Genomic DNA, 17,942 nt, shown 5'->3' on the forward strand with positions numbered 1-17,942 from the left:
CATGACGGTCACCTTATCTTTCGCTCTCCGATCCTCGCCCCACGTCATCCCGCCAAGAATGCTGAGTGTTATCAGGGACTAAGGCCCCTGCGACCTGTGGGGATGTCCTCTAACGCGGGACTGGCGACTCCTTGCGACCGGGAGTAAGGGCATCTCATGATCTGGCACCAGACGAACGGCATGTGTCGTCTGGGCCAGGCTTTCTGCGGGTCTGGAAGTCGGTGGAAAATTTGGCGTACCCCAACTGGTAACTATAAATAAATCAGCTAGTTATGGCTTTCGGTGGAATCGAACTCGGGATTTCATGACTACCTCAACGCTGTCGCCCAGCCCGCGATCGCGGTGTAGCGCCGCAAGCTCTATCAGCTTGGAACCGTAGGAGGAGCCAAAGCAAACCAGGTAGGTTGATGATCTTCCTCAGTCGTTACGGGGAGCCAATGCTTCACGTTCGATTCCTTGGTGGCGATTAACCTTAGAACCTTACTAGCAGCGCTGTCAGAGCTTGCAATGAGCTGATTGAAAATACTCTCCTTGCCGGAATCTGAAGTAGCGTAAATAAGTTTCCAGTTTTTTGGTAGATAAAACTGCCCATGTATCGGTGCTGATTGATCATTTAACTTAGGGATCATTGATAACTCCGAATCAACAACAAGCGCATATTGAGCTTCAGCATCATAGCTAGAGGCGCCTTGGGCAAATTCGATGAAACGACGCCAAGCAAACAGCTCTGGGTTTCCTGAAACCTTTCCGAAAACCATAGCCAAGACTGGATAGTAGGTTCCCGACCCGTCAGTCCCACATACCGTAGCTACCGCAGCATTGGCTGAATGACCAAAAATCTCCTTGTGATTGGTATCAATTGCCCATAATTGCGAGAATAATTGCACAGACTCTTCATCGCTCACCGTGAAGTCGCGCGAGCGACTGAACTCTTGACGACTCAGAATTTTGGGTTTCTTAGGACGCTCATAGTAGGTTGTCGATTCAACTTTTCTGGCGCTCACAGCCTTACCATCCCGAATGACACGCAAAGTCATCCGTTGAGCTTCCTCACTCCAAACACCATGAACACTGTCTCCTTCGTCAATGTGAAGACCGATGCTCATAATCCTAGGTTTTTTTTCCGACATATCGTACGTTACTCAAGGTAAGTGGAAAGACATCGGCTATCGACTGAGTTTACGAGCGTCGACAGAGCGCCGTACCACTAGATTTGCGGACTCCACGACTCTCAGATATCCTACTGCGCTGCTTAGTAGGCGCAGCAGTCAATGGATTGTCTAATTGCTTCGTTCATTGGGTTAAGGTAGTTTATAAACAAATTGCTGAGAATGCTGGTGATTTCCCCGGGGAATGCAAGTGATACTAAGTATAAGGCGATAGAGCCATAAAGTAGGAAGCAAAGGCCCCAGATTATCCAGAATACTATTCTTCCTGATCTGATTGGAGACTCCACTAGCTTTTTCCAGTCTTGATCAGACATGAAGCTGTAGAGCTTGTTCCTCCAGTCCTTCCTGCTGGAGTCGGTCAATGCATTAAACCTTAGATTTGAGAAGCCGCTGACAAAAACGCTGAGCGTTAGCAGTACAGCCGTTGCAATGTAAAGCGACTGAATAACTTTTCCATCTAAGTTGATAGGGCTTCCTGGGGTTTTAAGCGCTAGCACAACACCTGCAATAGCGAAGTCTCGCCATACTGCTGAGATGAGGTCTCGCGCCGCAGACTGCGTTTTAGTGACTTCTTCCTGTAGGCCTTTTCTCAAATCGCCAAGGCCTTTTACCGCTTCCTTGCTCTGATCCTGTAAATGGAAAGCAAACGCCTCTTTAGCACCTGCTAGGCTGTTATCTAGGACTTGATTGGAACCTCCTGGCCATACACTCCCCGGACTCCAATTAATGGCCAAGTGATTATTTAATAGTTGAAATTTTGTTTCCGCTTCTCGGGGCGTAGCATAAACCCAACTACATGCATCACTAAAACTAAAATAGTCAATGGTGCTCCAGTCCACTTCCTCTACAGTTACAGGAAGTGAGCGCCCACCTCGAAAAACTGCCTCTACAACGTCACCTTCGCTACGAATTTCAGATGGCAAGCAGAAAGCCAGATTCTGTTTGGCTACATCTGACCATGCTTCGTATACCATGCTTGACGCAGTAGGTATTTCTAAAATTAACCACGGATTGATAGACGACGGGGTATAGGAGTGAGTTAAGTCTCGGACGAGCTTCCACGGCTTTTCAGGCTTCTGCTCGATCTCGGGTAGCAACTTATCTGAGAAAAATGGGCTTATAGCGTGTTGAAAAGTAGCAAAGGGCGTAAACTCTCCTGCAACCCAGACGCAAAGTCTGTCTGGAGGAATCGCTTGGCCAGCAGAAAAGCTTTTCAGCCAGTCACGAAACCCATCGATCGTTACGAAGTATGCCCATCCACTAGTCGAAAGCTTTGTGATAATGACCCTAACAGGCTCTAAGGCATTATGTAGTAAGAAGTTTTCAGCAGACCACTCCTGACCGCTGATTGTGCCAATAATCACTATCGAGCCTAGCTGGTGCTCCGTGATATATGCTGACGTAAGTTTAAGCTCTTCAATAAATTCTACGCCGGGATCGGATAAATCATCCATCCGCACTTCGGTCATCGTTTCGGAAATTATGGCTTTGGCGCCCACCCCTGGTTGCTCTAGCAACCTGATTAATTGAGCACCATAATCCATATCAAATCTCGTTAACCTTGGAGGTGGAAATGGTAATGGTTTTCCCGTCGGGCGAAATTTTAAAGGCATTGCCAGCCCCAGGCGGAACCGTGATCAAAATACCCTCTTGGGTCCTATATCTCACCTTTCGCACTTCCGGCAATGCTTCAGGTACATACTCAAATACCTCGCCGGCTAGACCTTGATTAGCTATCTCTTTTTGATAAGTCGCTTTGACTTCATCACTTCCATTGGCGCCGAAAAGCTGATTATAAAACCCGTCCGCATCAAATTCTTTTTGCTTTTCTGCGATTTCTCTTACTTGATCTCCAGCGCGGTAAGTAAAGGAGGCGGGAAAGTCATCTTTATGCTTGGTAACAATCTTAATTACCGCCTTATGCAGTGACTCAGTCAGCTCCGCTGGTTTTTTGGTGCGTTCCACACCCAGAAATTTTCTGAAAATATCACTTATACTGGATCGTGTCTGACGGTCAATTACTGCAACATGACCGTCGCCTGCAACTGCTTCCAAATCAACAAGCGCCGATTTTTGAAGTGATTTGGCTGACTGCGTGAAATTATTCACTACATCCTCTAGTACAGCTTTTGCCCCATTCCTTGTGAAGCTAACAACCTCATCTGAGTCATATTTTATAAGTGAATAGTAACGCTTCTCTCCAGCGTAAAGCTCTATCACAATCAAAACCCCAAGGGTAACTCGCTTGTCGTAAAGTGAGTTAAACTGAAAAGCCAGTAATTTTGAAAGCTCAAGAAATGTAATATTATTTCCTTGCCATTCTAATATCCCTGCTTTAACGCTCGAGTCATCTAAGAAAGAAAATCTATTTCCTTTTAAAGTGTCTTTTATTCGGGCAATGAAGAAAGGCTCAAACTTTCCGAGCGGGACGTCATCAAAATACTCGGGCTCATCCTTTCCATGGTGAACAACATGAAAGAGGAAGTTGCTTATCTTTAGTGAAGCAATTTGCTCGTCAGTTAAAGTGGCCAAATGTTGCCTCTCTCCGCATTGGTGGCTATGTGATATGACATCTAACCACTTTTCTCAGGCATTTCATACTGCCATGCATCATGATGATGTATGTTTGTACAGTTGTCGATAAGGGAATGGTCCTGACAGAGATGGCACTCTCATCCTTTCTATGGATGGCCGCTGTGATTGCCTAGGCCGCGTCGCATCCAATGGCCATCCATCACAACGCGTAGAAGCGATCGTCGGGCCGCGGAGGCATCTGATGTAGTGGTACCTTATGGGCCTATTGGGACGGGAGGATCATAGTCGGTTATTATCCTCCACGAAGGGCAACTGTGGGTCGATAGCAACTGTTCTCAGTCAGAGACTCAACCCCATGTTTTTTGTAAGCGACGAGCAAGCAGCCGCACGGTCAGCAAATAGTAATACCTTGTCGCTTCACTGCTGCTGCCGAGGCGATGTTCGAGAAACCAAACAACATGCTTTCTCTGCCAAGCCCAAGGTGACTCTCGCTGCCAACGCTGTGCGATCTCTGCCTGGATGATCTTCGCCTGGCGTACATGGCGTTGCCGGGTTGCGTGCGAGCCGCTCAGAACGCCGGCCAAGAACAGCTCCATGTCAAAGCGCTTGCTCATAGCCGTCCTCCAATGTATGCGGCGACCACGTCGATCCGACCGTGCCCCAGCTCATAGCTAATTTGCCTCCGGGCCTCGCGATCAAGGCGCTCAGCTACTTGGAAGCATTTAGCGCCGTTGACAGGCGCTCGGTGATGGGTGATTTGCTGATAGCGCTCACAAGCGTAGGCCGCTCGCAGTTCGTGGAAGCCTTTGAGGTTGTGGCCATGCAGGATGTCCCGCGCCGGGCGGATGATTTTTTGCAAAAGATTTAGGTAGCTTTCGTCTGGTGCAATCAGGTTACGGCTCCACGCAGGCGACACCTGCCGTGCAAACCCAAGTGCACCTCGAATATGGTCGTCCACCGCAATCCAGCGTGGCGCCGACGCTCCGTTGCGACCACCTTTGGTGCCGTCCTGAATGTTAATCCTGCCTAGGGCGTTAGCCTCACGGCTCAGCCGTGGCAAGTCGGCTAAGATGGCCTCACGCAAGCGCATGCCGGTGGCTCGCGCCAACAGAACGATTGCAGCGGCCCGTAGCTGATGATCGCGGCAAAGCACATCGACAATCTGCTTAACCTGTTCGCGGTCTTGGCCTTGCGGAGCCGATTTGCGAACTCCGGTGCGCTGCATTCCCAACGCCTTGCTCGGACTGAGCAATTTCACACACTGATCACCGCGCAGCGCCGCCATTGTCCTGTTAACGCTGGATAAGCGGTTTTGTGCGGTGCTGACAGCAAGGTCACCGTGCCTTACCACGTCGCGCAGGTACGCCGCATAGTCCGCCAATACCTTCCGATCAATCTGCCGCGCATCATTGATACCGGGCCCTTGTTCGGAGCGGCACCATCTGACGAATGCCTGCCACCGATCACAGTGTGCCTTCACCGTGCCGTAGTGGCCGCCGCCGAACATGTCTTTCAACGCCTGCGGCCCTGCGTAGCTCAGTTGCCTGCCGTAGCCGAAATTACGGCCATCGCGTCTACCCACCATTGCCATGTCGAATCACCTCATCGCCTGTTCTCCGATCCTCGCCCCACGTCATCCCGCCAAGAATGCTGAGTGTTATCAGGGATCAAGGCCCCTGCGACCTGTGGGGAATGTCCTCTACGCGGGACTGGCGGCTCCTTACGACCGGGAGCAAGGGCATCTCATGACCTGGCCTCCTGAACACCGTTACCGGTGGGCGGGTGGAGGCAGCGCTGGCTGACGAGACCAGCGCCTGAAGATCCTGAGCCAGGTGCAAGCAGCAATGCGATGACCGGGGCATGCCTGACTGTCAGTCAGGTGCAGTCCATTCCTTGGTCTGCGGCACCATCATCTACAGCGCTGTTGCTGGTGACATCGGCGTTTGTCACGCCGATTGTCACGAGGGGGAATGCCGCAAAGCCTTGTGCGATCAGGGCTGCAGCAGTGGTAGAAGTGCCCGTCTCTTTCCAGAAGAAAGAGACGGGCACAGGTTGGCGCAATATTCGGCCAAGCGGATAGGTTGCTGCAGGGCAGCGAGATACGGTGTAGCTGGCGCACGAGCGCCATATGTGTAAGAGCATCCATCACATGGGTAGTGACCGGGCGAGCTGCCGGATGCGAATCGCCCTTGGGGAGAACCACCGAGGGAGCGGCGTGACCTTTAAGGTTCGGGTCACCTGGGGTGCTGTCATCGACAGCCTTTGCACGACCAGTTCTACGCCTGTGGATAAACCCGGTCAAGGGCCGAAATTCAGCGCTCTTGGGGACGTGAAAAGCGGTTATCCACCGGTGGAATTTCGTGGTAAATCCCGGACAACGTCGTGGCTTTTAGCTCTTCAAAATGAGGTCCATCCAAACAGGGCGGCTTTGCAGCCCTGTTTGGATGGACCCGCGCTGAGAAGCGGATAAGCGAGGCTGCTTGCCCCGAGTCTTGAACGTTCAGTTTTTACCGCAATTCTTGCGCCTGCACAGTGCTAACGAATCGGCACCACATTCTTGTCTCTGATTTGACCGTAGGCTGAGGCAAGCAGGCTGCCGGTGGCGGCTTTCTGGATGTACTCACTCCACCAGGCCATCATCGGTCGTCTGCGTTCAATGTAGTCGGCTCGGTTGTAGGCGCTGCGCACCTCATCCTTGTCGACATGCGCCAGTGCGACCTCAATGAGTTCGGGGTCCCACCCATGTTCATTCAAGATGGTGCTGGCCATCGAGCGCATACCGTGGCTGACCAATCGATCCTGAAAGCCCATGCGTTTCAATGCCATGTTGGCGGTCTGGCTATTGGCGTGGGTGCGTGGATTTCTATCGGCCGGGAAGACGTATTCGCGATGGCCGCTGTGAGTCTTCAGTGACTCCAATAGTGCGACAGCATGATCACTCAACGGGATGCTGTGTGGACGGCGCTTCTTCATACGCTCCGGTGGGATAGTCCAGACACGCCTTTCGAAGTCGATGTCTGCCCAGCGAGTAGTCGCCGCCTCGGCGGGGCGAGTCATCGTGTGCAACTGCCATTCGATCAGGCAGCGGGTGGTGCGTTTGATGCTGGCGTTCGCGATCTCCAGCATGAGCTCCGGGAGCTCTTCGGGTGGAAGCGCAGCCATGTTCTCTTTTTTGGGCTTCTTGAAGACTGCCCTGATGCCGCTGAGCGGGTTGGCGAAGATCAGGCCGGAGTTTACGCCGTAGGTCATGATCTCGTTTAATCGCTGGCTGAGACGCTTGACCGTCTCCAGGCTGCCTTTCGCTTCGATTGGGCGAAGCAATGCGATCACCATCGGAGCGGTGATCTTCGTCAGTGGCGTCGTCTTCAAATCGGGGAATACGTGCAGCGTGAGCGATCGCCAAATGTCCTCGGCGTAGGCCGGGGTGACCGAGTCTTTCTTGAGTTCAAACCAGGCGGTGGCCACGTTCTCGAAGGTGTGTTCGGTTTCCGCGCGTTTGGCTTCATTCAACGTATTCCGCTGCACCTTCGGATCGATGCCTTGAGCGAGCAGCTCGCGGGCTTCGACTGCCTTCTTTCGTGCGTTCGCCAGTGACAGTTCGGGGTAGGTCCCGAAGCCAATGTTGATGCGCTTCTTGGTCACCGGTTCGCGGTAGTTGAAATTCCACAGCAACGAGCCGTTGCTGCGTACGCGGAGCTGCAAACCGTCACCGTCAGTGAGGACATAATCCTTGGACGCGGGTTTGACTCCCTTGAGTTGTCGATCGGAGAGGCGGAGGTTTTGAGCAGGCATGAGATTGTCCTCAAGCACTGATTCGGTATTCCAAAGATTAGCACCGGGTGAGCTGGAATACCGCCTGGAATACCCGAATGGCTGGAACTCAAAAACTCTTGAAAGACCGCAAAAGCGCTGGAGGCCGCGTATTTACTGGCTTTCAGGCACAAAAAAAGACGTCCGTGGACGTCTTTGTTTGATCATTTGGTGGAGCCGGGGGGATTTGAACCCCCGTCCGCCAGTACTCCGCTGTCGGTACTACATGCTTAGCCGTGTCTACTGAGTTAATCCGCAGCCGCCCGACGGGCAGGGTGCTTTGGACGAGTTGGGTAAGTTTTAGTCGCTTTGCCCCCAACGTGCTACACGACGATCCTGTTCTGTATGACAATCATTTCGGGTTTACAGGCATCCCCTGATGATTGCTGGAGCCGAAGCTACCAGGAGAGCGGGCTCAGCTGCTTACGCAGCGAGAGCGTAGCCCTCGTAGTTTTCGTCATTGGCAACTATAGAAAGTTGCAACAGTGGATTTACGAGTTCTGTTACCAACTCGGCATGCACCTAGAGTTTCGCTACCGGCGTCGAATCCTGATCGGCCCCACACTAGCTCTAAGCTAACGCACCTTACGGTACGTGAGGCGGAGTATACGCCATTGCGCGGGCGACGTCGACAGCCGGTCCGGTCGCCCGCTTCTGGGCTCACGCGCCGCTACCGCCGCCGCTGGTGCCGCTGCCTTTCTCGGTTTTTTCCAGGCGCTCCAGGACTTTGCTGGTGATGGCAATGCATTCCTTGGTGTCGCCCGAGGCTTGGGCAGCCTTGGCTTTGTCGACGTGCTCGGTGATGGCCTTGTCCAGGCCTTCGGAGGTGGCGCCGGCGGTGGCCATGCTGTCGTCGATCTTTTGCAGGTTGGCGGTGCACAGGTCTTCGGCGGCGAACACCGGCGAAGCCAGCAGGGTGGCGGCCGCGAACAGGGCCGAAAGCGCGGTACCTTTCATGGGAGTCTCCTTCTGGGCCTCTGGAAGGTGGGCCTGTAAGGGTGGACTGCGGGGGATTGGCGGGGGTTCAATCGGGATGCTGGCGGAGTGAAATGAGGATGGCGATGGCACCGGCTTTGCCGGTGTTCGCGGGTGAACCCGCTCCCACATGGAATTGGGTTGGCTCGGGGTATGCGCTGAACCGGTGGGAGCGGGCGTGCCCGCGAAGCAGGCGGCGCGGTGTATGGCACCGGCTTTGCCGGTGTTCGCGGGCATGCCCGCTCCCACAGGGTCAGATGCTACGCGGCCGGGTGACGCGGTCTACCAGGTAGACCAGGCCGTGGTAGTCGATGCCGCTGTGGCTGCTCAGGCCGATCTCGCAGGTGCGGCTGGTGGAGATGCCTTCGCTGCAGTACTGCACCGCCTCCTTCAGGCTGCGCAGCGAGTGGGCGTTGAGCTCGGGGGTGGTGAAGCCTTTGTCACCGGCAAAGCCGCAGCAGTGTATGCCCTCCGGGATCACCACCTGTTTGCTGCAGCGCCGCGCCAGGTCGATCAGCGCCTGGCTTTCGCCAAGGTGCTGGGTGCTGCAGGTCACGTGTACGGCTACCGGCTCGTCCTGGGGCGCGAACTCCAGGCGGTCGACCAGGTGGGTGCGGATGAAGCGCACCGGGTCGTACAAGTCCAGCCGGCTTTCGCCCAGGTCCTGCACCAGGCGCAGGGTGCAGGGGCTGGTGTCGCAGTAGATCGGGTCGAGGCCGCCGCGGCTGGCGTGCAAGAGGGCGTTGATCAGCTCCTGGCGCTTGTGTTCGGCTTGTTCGGGGTAGCCCTTGGAAGCGAACGGCTGGCCGCAGCACAGGCTGTCGGCGTTGTCGGGGAAGACCACCTGGTAACCGGCCTTTTCCAGCAGGGCGCGGGTCTTGTCCAGCAGCGAGCTTTGCTCGCGGTCGGCATAGGCCGGGCCCATCACCCGCGAGACGCAGGCGGCCAGGTACACCACGCGAGGGCGGGCGTCGTTGCTGGCCGGGCCGAAGTCCAGTGGGCGCAGGGGTTGTGGCATCGCCGGGGTCCACTGTGGCAGGCGGCCTTTGCTGGCTTTGTTCAGCGAGGCACTCAGGCGGCCCAGGCGTGGGGCGCCGAGCAGCTTGCGTGCGGTGTTGGCGGCGGTCAGGGTCAGGCGCGCGCCGCCCAAGGCAGTGTGGAAGTGTTCGGCCAGCCAGTCGGCGGTTCTTTCGTGCTCGGCAGCCTGGCTGCGCAGTTTCTTCACCAGTTCGCCGGTGTTGATGCCGACCGGGCAGCGTTGGGCGCACAGGCCGGTGGCGGCGCAGGTGTCGATGCCCTGGTACTGAAAGGCCTGGCGTAGTTCGCGGGTGTCGATGCCGGCGCGCTGCCTGGCCTGGATGTCACGCCACATGACGATGCGCTGGCGCGGGCTCAGGGTCAGGCCTTTGGACGGGCACACCGGTTCGCAGAAGCCGCACTCGATGCACTTGTCGACGATCTCGTCGGCAGCGGGCAGCGGCTTGAGGTTCTTCAGGTGGATATCCGGGTCTTCGCTCAGCACCACGTCGGGGTTGAGGATGCCGTTTGGGTCGAGCAGACGCTTCAGCTTCCACATCAGTTGGTACGCGTCATGGCCCCATTCCAGCTCGACGAACGGTGCCATGTTGCGCCCGGTGCCGTGCTCGGCCTTGAGCGAACCGCCGAACTCCACCGCCACCAGCTGCGCCACATCGTCCATGAAGGCCTGGTAGCGGGCGACTTCCTCGGCGCTGTTGAAGCCCTGGGTGAAGACGAAGTGCAGGTTGCCTTCCAGGGCATGGCCGAAAATGATCGCTTCATCGTAGCGGTGCTTGTCGAACAGCTGGATCAGGCGGTTGACGCCGTCTGCCAGTTGCTCGATGGGGAAGGTGACGTCTTCGATGATGACTGTGGTGCCGGTCTGGCGCACGGCGCCAACAGCAGGGAAGGTGTCCTTGCGGATTTTCCACAGCTGGTTGTACACGGCCGGGTCTTCGCTGAAGTCCACCTGCTGTTCCAGCGGGAAGTCGGCGATCGAGGCCATCACCTGTTGCAGCTGTTCATGCAGCAGGCTCTGGCTGGCGGCGCGGGACTCGATCAGCAGGGCGCAGGCATTATCCGACAGGCCTTTTACCCACAGCGGCATGCCGGGCATGTTCTGCACCGAGCGCAGGCTGCGGCGATCGAGCAGCTCCACGGCCGAGACCGGCTGGCGCTTGAGTACGGTCACCGCGCGGCAGCAGCTTTCCACGCTGGGGAACACCAACAGGGCGCTGGCCTTGTGCGGGTGGTCGGGCACGGTGTCGTAGGTGACGGCACTGATGAAGCCCAGGGTGCCTTCGGACCCGACCAGCAGGTGTTGCAGGATATCCAGCGGCTGGTCGTAGTCCACCAGTGCGTTCAGCGACAGGCCGGTGGTGTTCTTAAGCCGGTATTTGTGCCGGATGCGCTCGGCGAGTGCAGTGTTGGCGCGGGTCTCGCGGCCCAGGCGGGCCAGTGCTTCCAGCAGGTCGGCGTGGCTGGCCTCGAACGCGGCGACGCTGGCGGGGTCTTCGCTGTCCAGGCGCGTGCCGTCGGCCAGCACCAGGCGCAGGCCGGCCAGGGTGTGGTAGGTGTTCTGCGCGGTGCCGCAGCACATGCCGCTGGCGTTGTTGGCAACGATGCCGCCAATCTTGCAGGCGTTGATCGAGGCCGGGTCGGGGCCGATCTTGCGCCCGAAGGGGGCCAGCCAGGCATTGGCCTGGGCGCCGATGACGCCGGGCTGCAGACGGATCTGTTCGCCTTGGCCGCGGATTTCGCGGCCGTTCCAGTTATCGCCCAGCACGATCAGCACCGAGTCGCTGATGGCCTGGCCGGACAGGCTGGTGCCGGCGGCGCGGAAGGTGACCGGCACCCGCTCGCGCTGGGCCAGTTTGATCAGGCCGACCACTTCGTCCTCGGACTCGACGCGCACCACCAGCTTGGGGATCAGCCGGTAGAAGCTGGCGTCGGTGCCGAAGGCCAGGGTGGAGGTGGGGTCGTCGAAACGGCGTTCGGCGGGGATCAGGCGCTCGGCATCACGCAGGAACGCGGCAGGCAGGCTCATGCAGTCTCCTCGCGGGGCCGTGGCGTCTGTGCGCCACATGCCCCGGGTCAATCAGGCGGTCGTTCTTGCGGGCGGTCAGGCGCCCAGTTCGCGTACCAGCGAGTCGCGGGTGATTTCGCTGATCGACTTGGCGCCGGTCAGCACCATCGCTACGCGCATTTCCTTCTCGAACAGCTCCAGCAGGTTCTTCACCCCGGCCTGGCCGTGCACGGCAAGGGCGTAGAGGAAGGCGCGGCCGATCAGTACGGTATCGGCGCCCAGGGCGATCATGCGCACCACGTCGAGGCCGCTGCGGATGCCGGAGTCGGCGAGGATCTTCAGGTCACCTTTGACCGCATCGGCAATTGCCGGCAGGGCGCGGGCGCTGGACAGCACGCCGTCGAGCTGGCGGCCGCCGTGGTTGGACACGACGATGCCGTCGGCACCGAACCTGACCGCATCACGGGCGTCATCGGCATCGAGGATGCCCTTGATGATCATCGGGCCGTCCCAGAATTCGCGGATCCACTCCAGGTCTTTCCAGGAGATCGACGGGTCGAAGTTGTTGGCCAGCCAGCCGATGTAGTCGGCAAGGCCGGTGGGGTTGCCACGGTAGGTGGAAATGTTGCCCAGATCGTGCGGGCGCCCCATCACGCCGACATCCCACGCCCACTCGGGGTGGGTCATGGCTTGCAGCACGCGACGCAGCGGGCCGTTCTTGCCGCTCATGCCAGAGTGGGCGTCGCGGTACCGGGCGCCGGGTGTCGGCATGTCGACGGTGAACACCAGGGTCTTGACCCCGGCGGCCTTGGCCCGCTCCAGAGCGTTGCGCATGAAGCCGCGGTCCTTGAGCACGTACAACTGGAACCACATCGGCCGGTCGATGGCCGGGGCCACTTCTTCGATCGGGCAAACCGACACCGTGGACATGGTGAACGGGATGCCGTGGGCAGCTGCCGCGCGCGCCGCTTGCACTTCGCCGCGGCGGGCGTACATGCCGGTGAGGCCGACCGGGGCCAGGGCCACTGGCATGCTCAGGGTTTCGTCGAACAGTTTGGTCTGAAGGCTGAGTTCGGACATGTTCTTCAGCACGCGCTGACGCAGGGCAATACTGGCCAGGTCCGAGACGTTGTGGCGCAGGGTGTGCTCGGCGTAGGCGCCGCCGTCGGCATAGTGGAACAGGAAGGGAGGCAGCTTGCGTTGGGCCGCGGCGCGATAGTCGGTAGAGGCAGAAATGATCATGGATTCTCGCAGCGTTGCATGTGGGGACTGCCGGGCGCGCGATGGCGCCCGGCCCCTTTCACTTTAGTGATGAACCAGCATGCCGGTCAGCCAGTAGGCCTGGATCAGGGTGATCAGGCCGACGATGGTGGCGAAGAACAGGCTGTGCTTGACGGTGAAGCGGAACAGGTCGGATTCCTTGCCAACCAGGCCGGTGGCGGCGCAGGCCACGGCGATCGACTGCGGCGAAATCATCTTGCCGGTCACGCCGCCGCTGGTGTTGGCTGCTACCAGCAGAGTGTCATTGACCCCGATCTGGTGCGCGGTGGTGGCCTGCAGCGAGCTGAACAGGGCGTTGGACGAAGTGTCGGAACCGGTCAGGAACACGCCCAGCCAGCCGAGGAATGGCGAGAAGAACGGGAACGCGGCACCGGTACCCGCCAGCACCAGCGCCATGGTCGAGGACATGCCGGAGTAATTGGTGACGAAGGCGAAGGCCAGCACCATGCCGATCGACAGGATTGGCCAGCGCAGCTCCCAGAAGGTTTCCTTGAAAGTGGTCAGACCAGTTTTGAAGTTGATCTTCAGCACGGCCATGGAGATCAGCGCCGAGAGGAAGATCGCGGTGCCGGTGGCAGAGATCGGGTCGAGCTTGAACACCGCTGGCATGGCGGTTGGCGCGGCGACGATCGGTGCGGTCTTGATCACCAGTTGGTCGAGGTGCGGGATGGCGAAGTTGAACACGAAGTTGTACATCGCGCCGCCTGGGGCGAACGCTGCCTTGAACGGTTTCAAGGTCCAGATGGTGACCAGCACGGTGAGGATCAGGAACGGTGACCAGGCCTTGAAAATTTCGCCAAAGCTGTAGGGGCTTGGCTGGCTGCCGCTTGGCTGAACCACGGCGGCGCCGACGCTGCCTTTGGCTTCGGCGAACGAACGCTTGGGCTGCCAGACTTTCAGGAACAGGGTCAGGGCGATCAGGCTGGCCAGGGCCGAGGTGATGTCCGGCAGCTCCGGGCCGATGAAGTTCGAGGTGAAGTACTGGGTGACGGCGAAGCTCAGGCCGGCGACCAGGGCGGCAGGCCAGGTTTCTTTCACGCCACGCAGGCCGTCCATCATGAACACCAGCCAGAACGGTACGAACAGCGACAGCAGCGGCAGCTGGCGGCCGGTCATGGCGCCAATGTGGAAGGCGTCGATGCCGGTGACCTGGCCGGCCACGATGATCGGGATACCCAGGGCGCCGAAGGCCACTGGCGCGGTGTTGGCGATCAGGCACAGGCCGGCGGCGTACAGAGGGTTGAAGCCCAGGCCCACCAGCAGCGCGGCAGTGATTGCCACCGGTGCGCCAAAGCCTGCCGCACCTTCCAGGAAGGCACCGAAGCAGAAGCCGATCAGCAGCACTTGCAGGCGCTGGTCATCGGTAATCGACAGCACCGAACTGCGGATCACTTCGAACTGGCCGCTCTTGACCGTGAGTTTGTACAGGAACACCGCGGCTACGATGATCCAGGCAATCGGCCAGAGGCCGTAGAGGAAGCCATAACCCGCAGCGGCGAATGCCATGTCGACAGGCATCTGGAAGGCGAAGATGGCCACCAGGATCGACAATGCGAGAGTTATGCTGCCGGCCACGTGGCCTTTGAGGCGGAACACGGCGAGGGCAAGGAAGAAAAAGACGATGGGAATGACCGCCGCCAGTGCGGACAGGCCAAGACTACCAAGCGGACTATAGATTTGTTGCCAGGTTTGCATATGGGGTGGCCCCTAATTGTTGTTGGTCAGGCACTGGCATTGGATAATTGGTAAGACCAATTTACAATGGCTGGGCGCTAGGTTAAAAGCGTCTTCGTGGGTGTGTCAATTTGTCCCGTGCAAAACTTTGGTCGTGTGCCGATGAGCGGGCGCCTGGTGGGCCGGGAAAATCGTCACCTGGTGGGTGTTTGCGCGATCTGGATCGGCGAGAATAGACGCCCCCTGAAATCTGCCGGGGGTTTGTGGAGAGCATGTGATGGTTTTTGATCAGGTCCGCCAACGGCGCCTGTCCGACGACATTGTCGATCGGTTGGAAGGGATGATTCTGGAAGGCACGCTGACTTCGGGGCAGCGGCTGCCGGCCGAGCGTGTCCTTGCCGAGCAGTTCGGCGTTTCCCGCCCGTCACTGCGTGAGGCGATCCAGAAGCTGGTGGCCAAGGGGCTGCTGGTCAGCCGCCAGGGTGGGGGCAATTTTGTCGCCGAGTCTCTGGGGTCCACTTTCAGCGACCCATTGCTGCAGCTGCTCGAGCACAGTGCCGAGGCGCAGCGTGACCTGCTCGAATTCCGCCATACCCTGGAGGCGTCCTGCGCCTACTACGCGGCCCAGCGCGCGACCCAGCCGGACCGGGCGCGGCTGAAGGCGGCGTTCGATGCGCTGCAGGACTGCTATGCGAGGGCTGATGAGGTGACTCGCGCAGAGGAGGGCGCTGCCGATGCGCGCTTCCATCTTGCGATTGCCGAAGCCAGCCATAACGCCGTGCTGCTGCACACCATTCGGGGCTTGTTCGACCTGCTCAAGCGCAATGTAGTGACCAACATCGGTGGCATGTACCAGCAACGCACCGAGACCCGGGACATGCTGATCAGCCAGCACCGGGAGCTGTACCTGGCGATAGTCGAGGGCAGGGCGGAGGATGCGCGGGAGGTGTCCAGCCGGCACATTCTGTATGTGCAGGAGGTGCTGGAAGAGGCGCATGAAGAAGCGCAGCGAGTGGCGCGGGCGGAGCGGCGTAGCGGGCGTTGAGATTTGTACTGGCAGTGCTGGCCTCTTCGCGGGTAAACCCGCACCCACAGAGACTGCACCGAATCTGAACTCAGTGTTAATCCAGTGGGAGCGGGTTTACCCGCGAAGAGGCCAGAACAGGCTAAAGAAGAGGTATTACTCTTCCTTGCCCTTGTTCCGCACTGCCCGCTGCAGCTCGCGGTTGGAATCGCGCTCGCGCATGGTGTCGCGCTTGTCGAATTCCTTCTTGCCCTTGCCCAGTGCGATTTCGCACTTGATCAGGTGCTTGCTCCAGTACAGCGCCAGGGCCACGCAGGTGTAGCCCTTTTGCGCCACGGCCGCTTCCAGTCGCTCGAGCTCGCGCTTGTTCAGCAGCAGCTTGCGAGTACGGATGGGGTCGGCGATGACGTGGGTGCTGGCCGTGGTCAGCGGGGTGATGTGGCTGCCGAACAGCCAGGCTTCACCGTCCTTCAGCAGCACGTAGCTGTCAGTCAGGTGCGCCTTGCCGGCTCGCAGGCTTTTTACTTCCCAGCCGGACAGGACCAGCCCGGCCTCGAACTTGTGTTCGATGAAGTAATCGTGTCGCGCCTTCTTGTTTTGCGCGATGGTCCCGGTCGGATGTTTCTTTTGTTTAGCCATAGGGGCGGCATTATAGGCAGTCGCCGCGTCGTCGGCTATGGGATTTCGGTGTGCTTGAGCCACTGCAATGAATACCGGACAATACAGCCCCTGTCTTTGCGGCAGAACCTGTTTTCGGCGCGCTGCGAAGCGCCGCCACCCAGCCTTGGAAGTGACGCCTGGATGACTACCCATATTCAACGCTCCGCCCTGCTGCCATACCCTGCCCAGGCGCTTTACGATCTGGTCAACGATGTGGCCAGCTATCCGCAGTTCCTGCCTTGGTGCTCGGCCTCGACGGTGATCGAAGCCAGCGACACGCACATGCGCGCCAAGCTCGAAGTGGCCAAGGGCGGCATGAGCCAGCACTTCGTCACCCGCAATGTACTGGTGCCGGGGCAGTCCATCGAGATGAACCTGGAAGAAGGGCCGTTCACCCAGCTGCATGGCCTGTGGGTGTTCAAGCCGTTGGGTGACAAGGCCTGCAAGATCAGCCTGGATCTGTCGTTCGATTATGCCGGCCCGCTGGTGCGCGCGACCCTGGGTCCGCTGTTCAACCAGGCGGCCAATACGCTGGTGGATGCGTTTTGCCAGCGTGCCAAGCAGTTGAATGCCTGACTGAAAAAGCGGCAACAAAAAGCCCGGACCAGGTCCGGGCTTTTTTGTTTCTGCTCGCCGCTTATTGAGGCGAGGTTTCCAACGGAGCTGGAGTCGGGACCGGGGTGGTCTCGATGGTGTCGATCTCGCGCTGGATGGATTCTTCCACCGAGCCTGGCTTGGCCGGTTTTTCTTCAGGCTGCACGGTTGGCTGCTCTGCCTGGTTGGCCGGGCTGACCGTGGTGTCACTGCTGCCGCCAAGGATTTCCTGGTCGCGGCTGACGCCTGGCATGAAGTCGCCAGAAAGGCTGACCAGCTGATCGCTTTCGTTGAAGAACACACTCATGCGTTCTTGCTGGCGTTTGCCGCCGCCTGGCTGCAGGCTGTACAGGTAATCCCAACGGTTGGTGTTGAAGGTGTCCTGGATCAGCGGGTTACCCATGATAAACCTTACTTGCCGGCGGGTCATTCCGGGGCGCAATTGGTCTATCATGTCTTGCGTAACGACATTGCCCTGCTGGATGTCGATTTTGTAAACCCCGGGAAACGAGCAACCGGCGAGTGCGAGCAGTCCCACTAGGGTGAGGCTGGTTAGCAAGAGCTTGGTGTTTTGCATCGGTGGGCGACTTCCACTATCTTGGCTGGACAACGTAAACCCCGATCATACCCGTATTAAGAGAAGCTGCGAAGCAGCATCGGCGAGAAAGCTGACCATGGTTGAAAATAGCGAATTGCGCAAAGCCGGTCTCAAGGTGACCCTGCCTCGAGTCAAGATCCTTCAGATGCTCGACTCCACCGAGCAGCGTCACATGAGCGCCGAGGATGTCTACAAGGCGCTGATGGAGGCTGGCGAGGACGTGGGCCTGGCCACCGTCTACCGCGTACTGACCCAGTTCGAAGCGGCGGGTCTGGTGGTTCGCCACAACTTCGACGGCGGTCATGCGGTGTTCGAACTGGCCGATGGCGGTCACCACGACCATATGGTCAACGTGGATACCAGTGAAGTCATCGAGTTCATGGATGCCGAGATCGAGAAACGCCAGCGCGAAATCGTGGCCGAGCATGGCTACGAGCTGGTAGACCACAATCTGGTCCTGTACGTGCGTAAAAAGAAGTAACGATTTCTTATCGTTATGAATGGCAAAGGCGACCTTCGGGTCGCTTTTGTGCTTTCTGAGGCTGAGAGCTGGGTCGTTTGTGCCGGCCGCATAGCGGG

General features: G+C 58.4%; 15 protein-coding genes and 1 other RNA gene. 3 read left to right on the plus strand and 13 right to left on the minus strand.

The annotated features are described in order from the left end of the window. Nucleotides 1-362: 362 nt before the first annotated feature. From ACK1U9_RS05880 to ACK1U9_RS05930, 11 genes are all read right to left on the minus strand, one after another. A complete protein-coding gene (locus ACK1U9_RS05880; protein ID WP_449109764.1) occupies nucleotides 363-1,037 on the minus strand; it encodes a hypothetical protein in 675 nt (224 codons plus the stop codon). A gap of 215 nt (nucleotides 1,038-1,252) precedes the next feature. Further along, nucleotides 1,253-2,713, minus strand: a complete 1,461-nt coding sequence (locus ACK1U9_RS05885; protein ID WP_449109765.1) for a hypothetical protein — start codon at nucleotides 2,711-2,713, stop codon at nucleotides 1,253-1,255. 1 nt (nucleotide 2,714) lies between these two features. Beyond that, entirely contained in the window at nucleotides 2,715-3,701 is a 987-nt protein-coding gene (locus ACK1U9_RS05890) for a nucleoid-associated protein (protein ID WP_449109766.1), read from the minus strand. Nucleotides 3,702-4,051: 350 nt separating this feature from the next. Further along, a complete protein-coding gene (locus ACK1U9_RS05895; RefSeq protein ID WP_069943182.1) occupies nucleotides 4,052-4,318 on the minus strand; it encodes a hypothetical protein in 267 nt (88 codons plus the stop codon). Next, nucleotides 4,315-5,295 (minus strand): integrase domain-containing protein, encoded by a 981-nt coding sequence (locus tag ACK1U9_RS05900; RefSeq protein ID WP_449109767.1) that lies wholly within the window; start codon nucleotides 5,293-5,295, stop codon nucleotides 4,315-4,317. The genes ACK1U9_RS05895 and ACK1U9_RS05900 overlap by 4 nt, the downstream gene beginning before the upstream one ends. Nucleotides 5,296-6,239: 944 nt before the next feature. Next, a complete protein-coding gene (locus ACK1U9_RS05905; protein WP_449109768.1) occupies nucleotides 6,240-7,496 on the minus strand; it encodes an integrase domain-containing protein in 1,257 nt (418 codons plus the stop codon). Between the two features lie 187 nt (nucleotides 7,497-7,683). Continuing rightward, nucleotides 7,684-8,075, minus strand: a transfer-messenger RNA (tmRNA) gene (ssrA, locus tag ACK1U9_RS05910). A 99-nt stretch (nucleotides 8,076-8,174) separates the two neighbouring features. Beyond that, the gene (locus ACK1U9_RS05915) at nucleotides 8,175-8,471 is read right to left on the minus strand and encodes a hypothetical protein (RefSeq protein WP_013974305.1); all 297 of its coding nucleotides are present in this window, start codon (nucleotides 8,469-8,471) and stop codon (nucleotides 8,175-8,177) included. A gap of 271 nt (nucleotides 8,472-8,742) precedes the next feature. Continuing rightward, complete coding sequence (locus ACK1U9_RS05920; RefSeq protein ID WP_196173181.1) at nucleotides 8,743-11,553, minus strand: FAD-binding and (Fe-S)-binding domain-containing protein; 2,811 nt, start codon at nucleotides 11,551-11,553, stop codon at nucleotides 8,743-8,745. A 75-nt stretch (nucleotides 11,554-11,628) separates the two neighbouring features. Then, nucleotides 11,629-12,774, minus strand: coding sequence for an FMN-dependent L-lactate dehydrogenase LldD (gene lldD, locus ACK1U9_RS05925; protein WP_013974303.1), 1,146 nt, complete (start codon nucleotides 12,772-12,774; stop codon nucleotides 11,629-11,631). A gap of 63 nt (nucleotides 12,775-12,837) precedes the next feature. Beyond that, nucleotides 12,838-14,508, minus strand: coding sequence for a lactate permease LctP family transporter (locus ACK1U9_RS05930; protein WP_015271872.1), 1,671 nt, complete (start codon nucleotides 14,506-14,508; stop codon nucleotides 12,838-12,840). A 256-nt stretch (nucleotides 14,509-14,764) separates the two neighbouring features. On the opposite strand from ACK1U9_RS05930, the gene ACK1U9_RS05935 reads away from it, so the two are divergent. Beyond that, nucleotides 14,765-15,532 carry an FCD domain-containing protein gene (locus ACK1U9_RS05935; RefSeq protein ID WP_013974301.1) on the plus strand — a complete coding sequence of 256 codons (768 nt, stop codon included), beginning with the start codon at nucleotides 14,765-14,767 and terminating at the stop codon, nucleotides 15,530-15,532. A 135-nt stretch (nucleotides 15,533-15,667) separates the two neighbouring features. On the opposite strand, the gene smpB is transcribed toward ACK1U9_RS05935, so the two are convergent. Beyond that, on the minus strand, nucleotides 15,668-16,150 hold the full coding sequence (smpB, locus tag ACK1U9_RS05940) for an SsrA-binding protein SmpB (protein WP_013974300.1): 483 nt from the start codon (nucleotides 16,148-16,150) through the stop codon (nucleotides 15,668-15,670). Between the two features lie 162 nt (nucleotides 16,151-16,312). Between smpB and ACK1U9_RS05945 the strand changes: the two genes are divergently transcribed. Further along, on the plus strand, nucleotides 16,313-16,747 hold the full coding sequence (locus tag ACK1U9_RS05945; protein WP_046613141.1) for a type II toxin-antitoxin system RatA family toxin: 435 nt from the start codon (nucleotides 16,313-16,315) through the stop codon (nucleotides 16,745-16,747). Between the two features lie 61 nt (nucleotides 16,748-16,808). On the opposite strand, the gene ACK1U9_RS05950 is transcribed toward ACK1U9_RS05945, so the two are convergent. Then, a complete protein-coding gene (locus ACK1U9_RS05950; RefSeq protein WP_085599585.1) occupies nucleotides 16,809-17,342 on the minus strand; it encodes an outer membrane protein assembly factor BamE in 534 nt (177 codons plus the stop codon). 97 nt (nucleotides 17,343-17,439) lie between these two features. On the opposite strand from ACK1U9_RS05950, the gene fur reads away from it, so the two are divergent. After that, on the plus strand, nucleotides 17,440-17,844 hold the full coding sequence (fur, locus tag ACK1U9_RS05955) for a ferric iron uptake transcriptional regulator (RefSeq protein WP_012274258.1): 405 nt from the start codon (nucleotides 17,440-17,442) through the stop codon (nucleotides 17,842-17,844). Nucleotides 17,845-17,942 lie beyond the last annotated feature (98 nt).

It is taken from the genome of Pseudomonas sp. XP1 (assembly GCF_053557675.1).

What these genes read in the sequence shown, in the direction of transcription:
- ACK1U9_RS05935 (WP_013974301.1), top strand. Translation starts at nt 14,765, where the DNA reads ATGGTTTTTGATCAGGTCCGCCAACGGCGCCTGTCCGACGACATTGTC.
- ACK1U9_RS05945 (WP_046613141.1), top strand. Translation starts at nt 16,313, where the DNA reads ATGACTACCCATATTCAACGCTCCGCCCTGCTGCCATACCCTGCCCAG.
- ACK1U9_RS05900 (WP_449109767.1), bottom strand. Translation starts at nt 5,295, where the DNA reads ATGGCAATGGTGGGTAGACGCGATGGCCGTAATTTCGGCTACGGCAGG.
- ACK1U9_RS05950 (WP_085599585.1), bottom strand. Translation starts at nt 17,342, where the DNA reads ATGCAAAACACCAAGCTCTTGCTAACCAGCCTCACCCTAGTGGGACTG.
- ACK1U9_RS05920 (WP_196173181.1), bottom strand. Translation starts at nt 11,553, where the DNA reads ATGAGCCTGCCTGCCGCGTTCCTGCGTGATGCCGAGCGCCTGATCCCC.
- ACK1U9_RS05880 (WP_449109764.1), bottom strand. Translation starts at nt 1,037, where the DNA reads ATGACTTTGCGTGTCATTCGGGATGGTAAGGCTGTGAGCGCCAGAAAA.
- ACK1U9_RS05885 (WP_449109765.1), bottom strand. Translation starts at nt 2,713, where the DNA reads ATGGATTATGGTGCTCAATTAATCAGGTTGCTAGAGCAACCAGGGGTG.
- ACK1U9_RS05895 (WP_069943182.1), bottom strand. Translation starts at nt 4,318, where the DNA reads ATGAGCAAGCGCTTTGACATGGAGCTGTTCTTGGCCGGCGTTCTGAGC.
- lldD (WP_013974303.1), bottom strand. Translation starts at nt 12,774, where the DNA reads ATGATCATTTCTGCCTCTACCGACTATCGCGCCGCGGCCCAACGCAAG.
- ACK1U9_RS05905 (WP_449109768.1), bottom strand. Translation starts at nt 7,496, where the DNA reads ATGCCTGCTCAAAACCTCCGCCTCTCCGATCGACAACTCAAGGGAGTC.
- ACK1U9_RS05930 (WP_015271872.1), bottom strand. Translation starts at nt 14,508, where the DNA reads ATGCAAACCTGGCAACAAATCTATAGTCCGCTTGGTAGTCTTGGCCTG.
- fur (WP_012274258.1), top strand. Translation starts at nt 17,440, where the DNA reads ATGGTTGAAAATAGCGAATTGCGCAAAGCCGGTCTCAAGGTGACCCTG.
- ACK1U9_RS05915 (WP_013974305.1), bottom strand. Translation starts at nt 8,471, where the DNA reads ATGAAAGGTACCGCGCTTTCGGCCCTGTTCGCGGCCGCCACCCTGCTG.
- smpB (WP_013974300.1), bottom strand. Translation starts at nt 16,150, where the DNA reads ATGGCTAAACAAAAGAAACATCCGACCGGGACCATCGCGCAAAACAAG.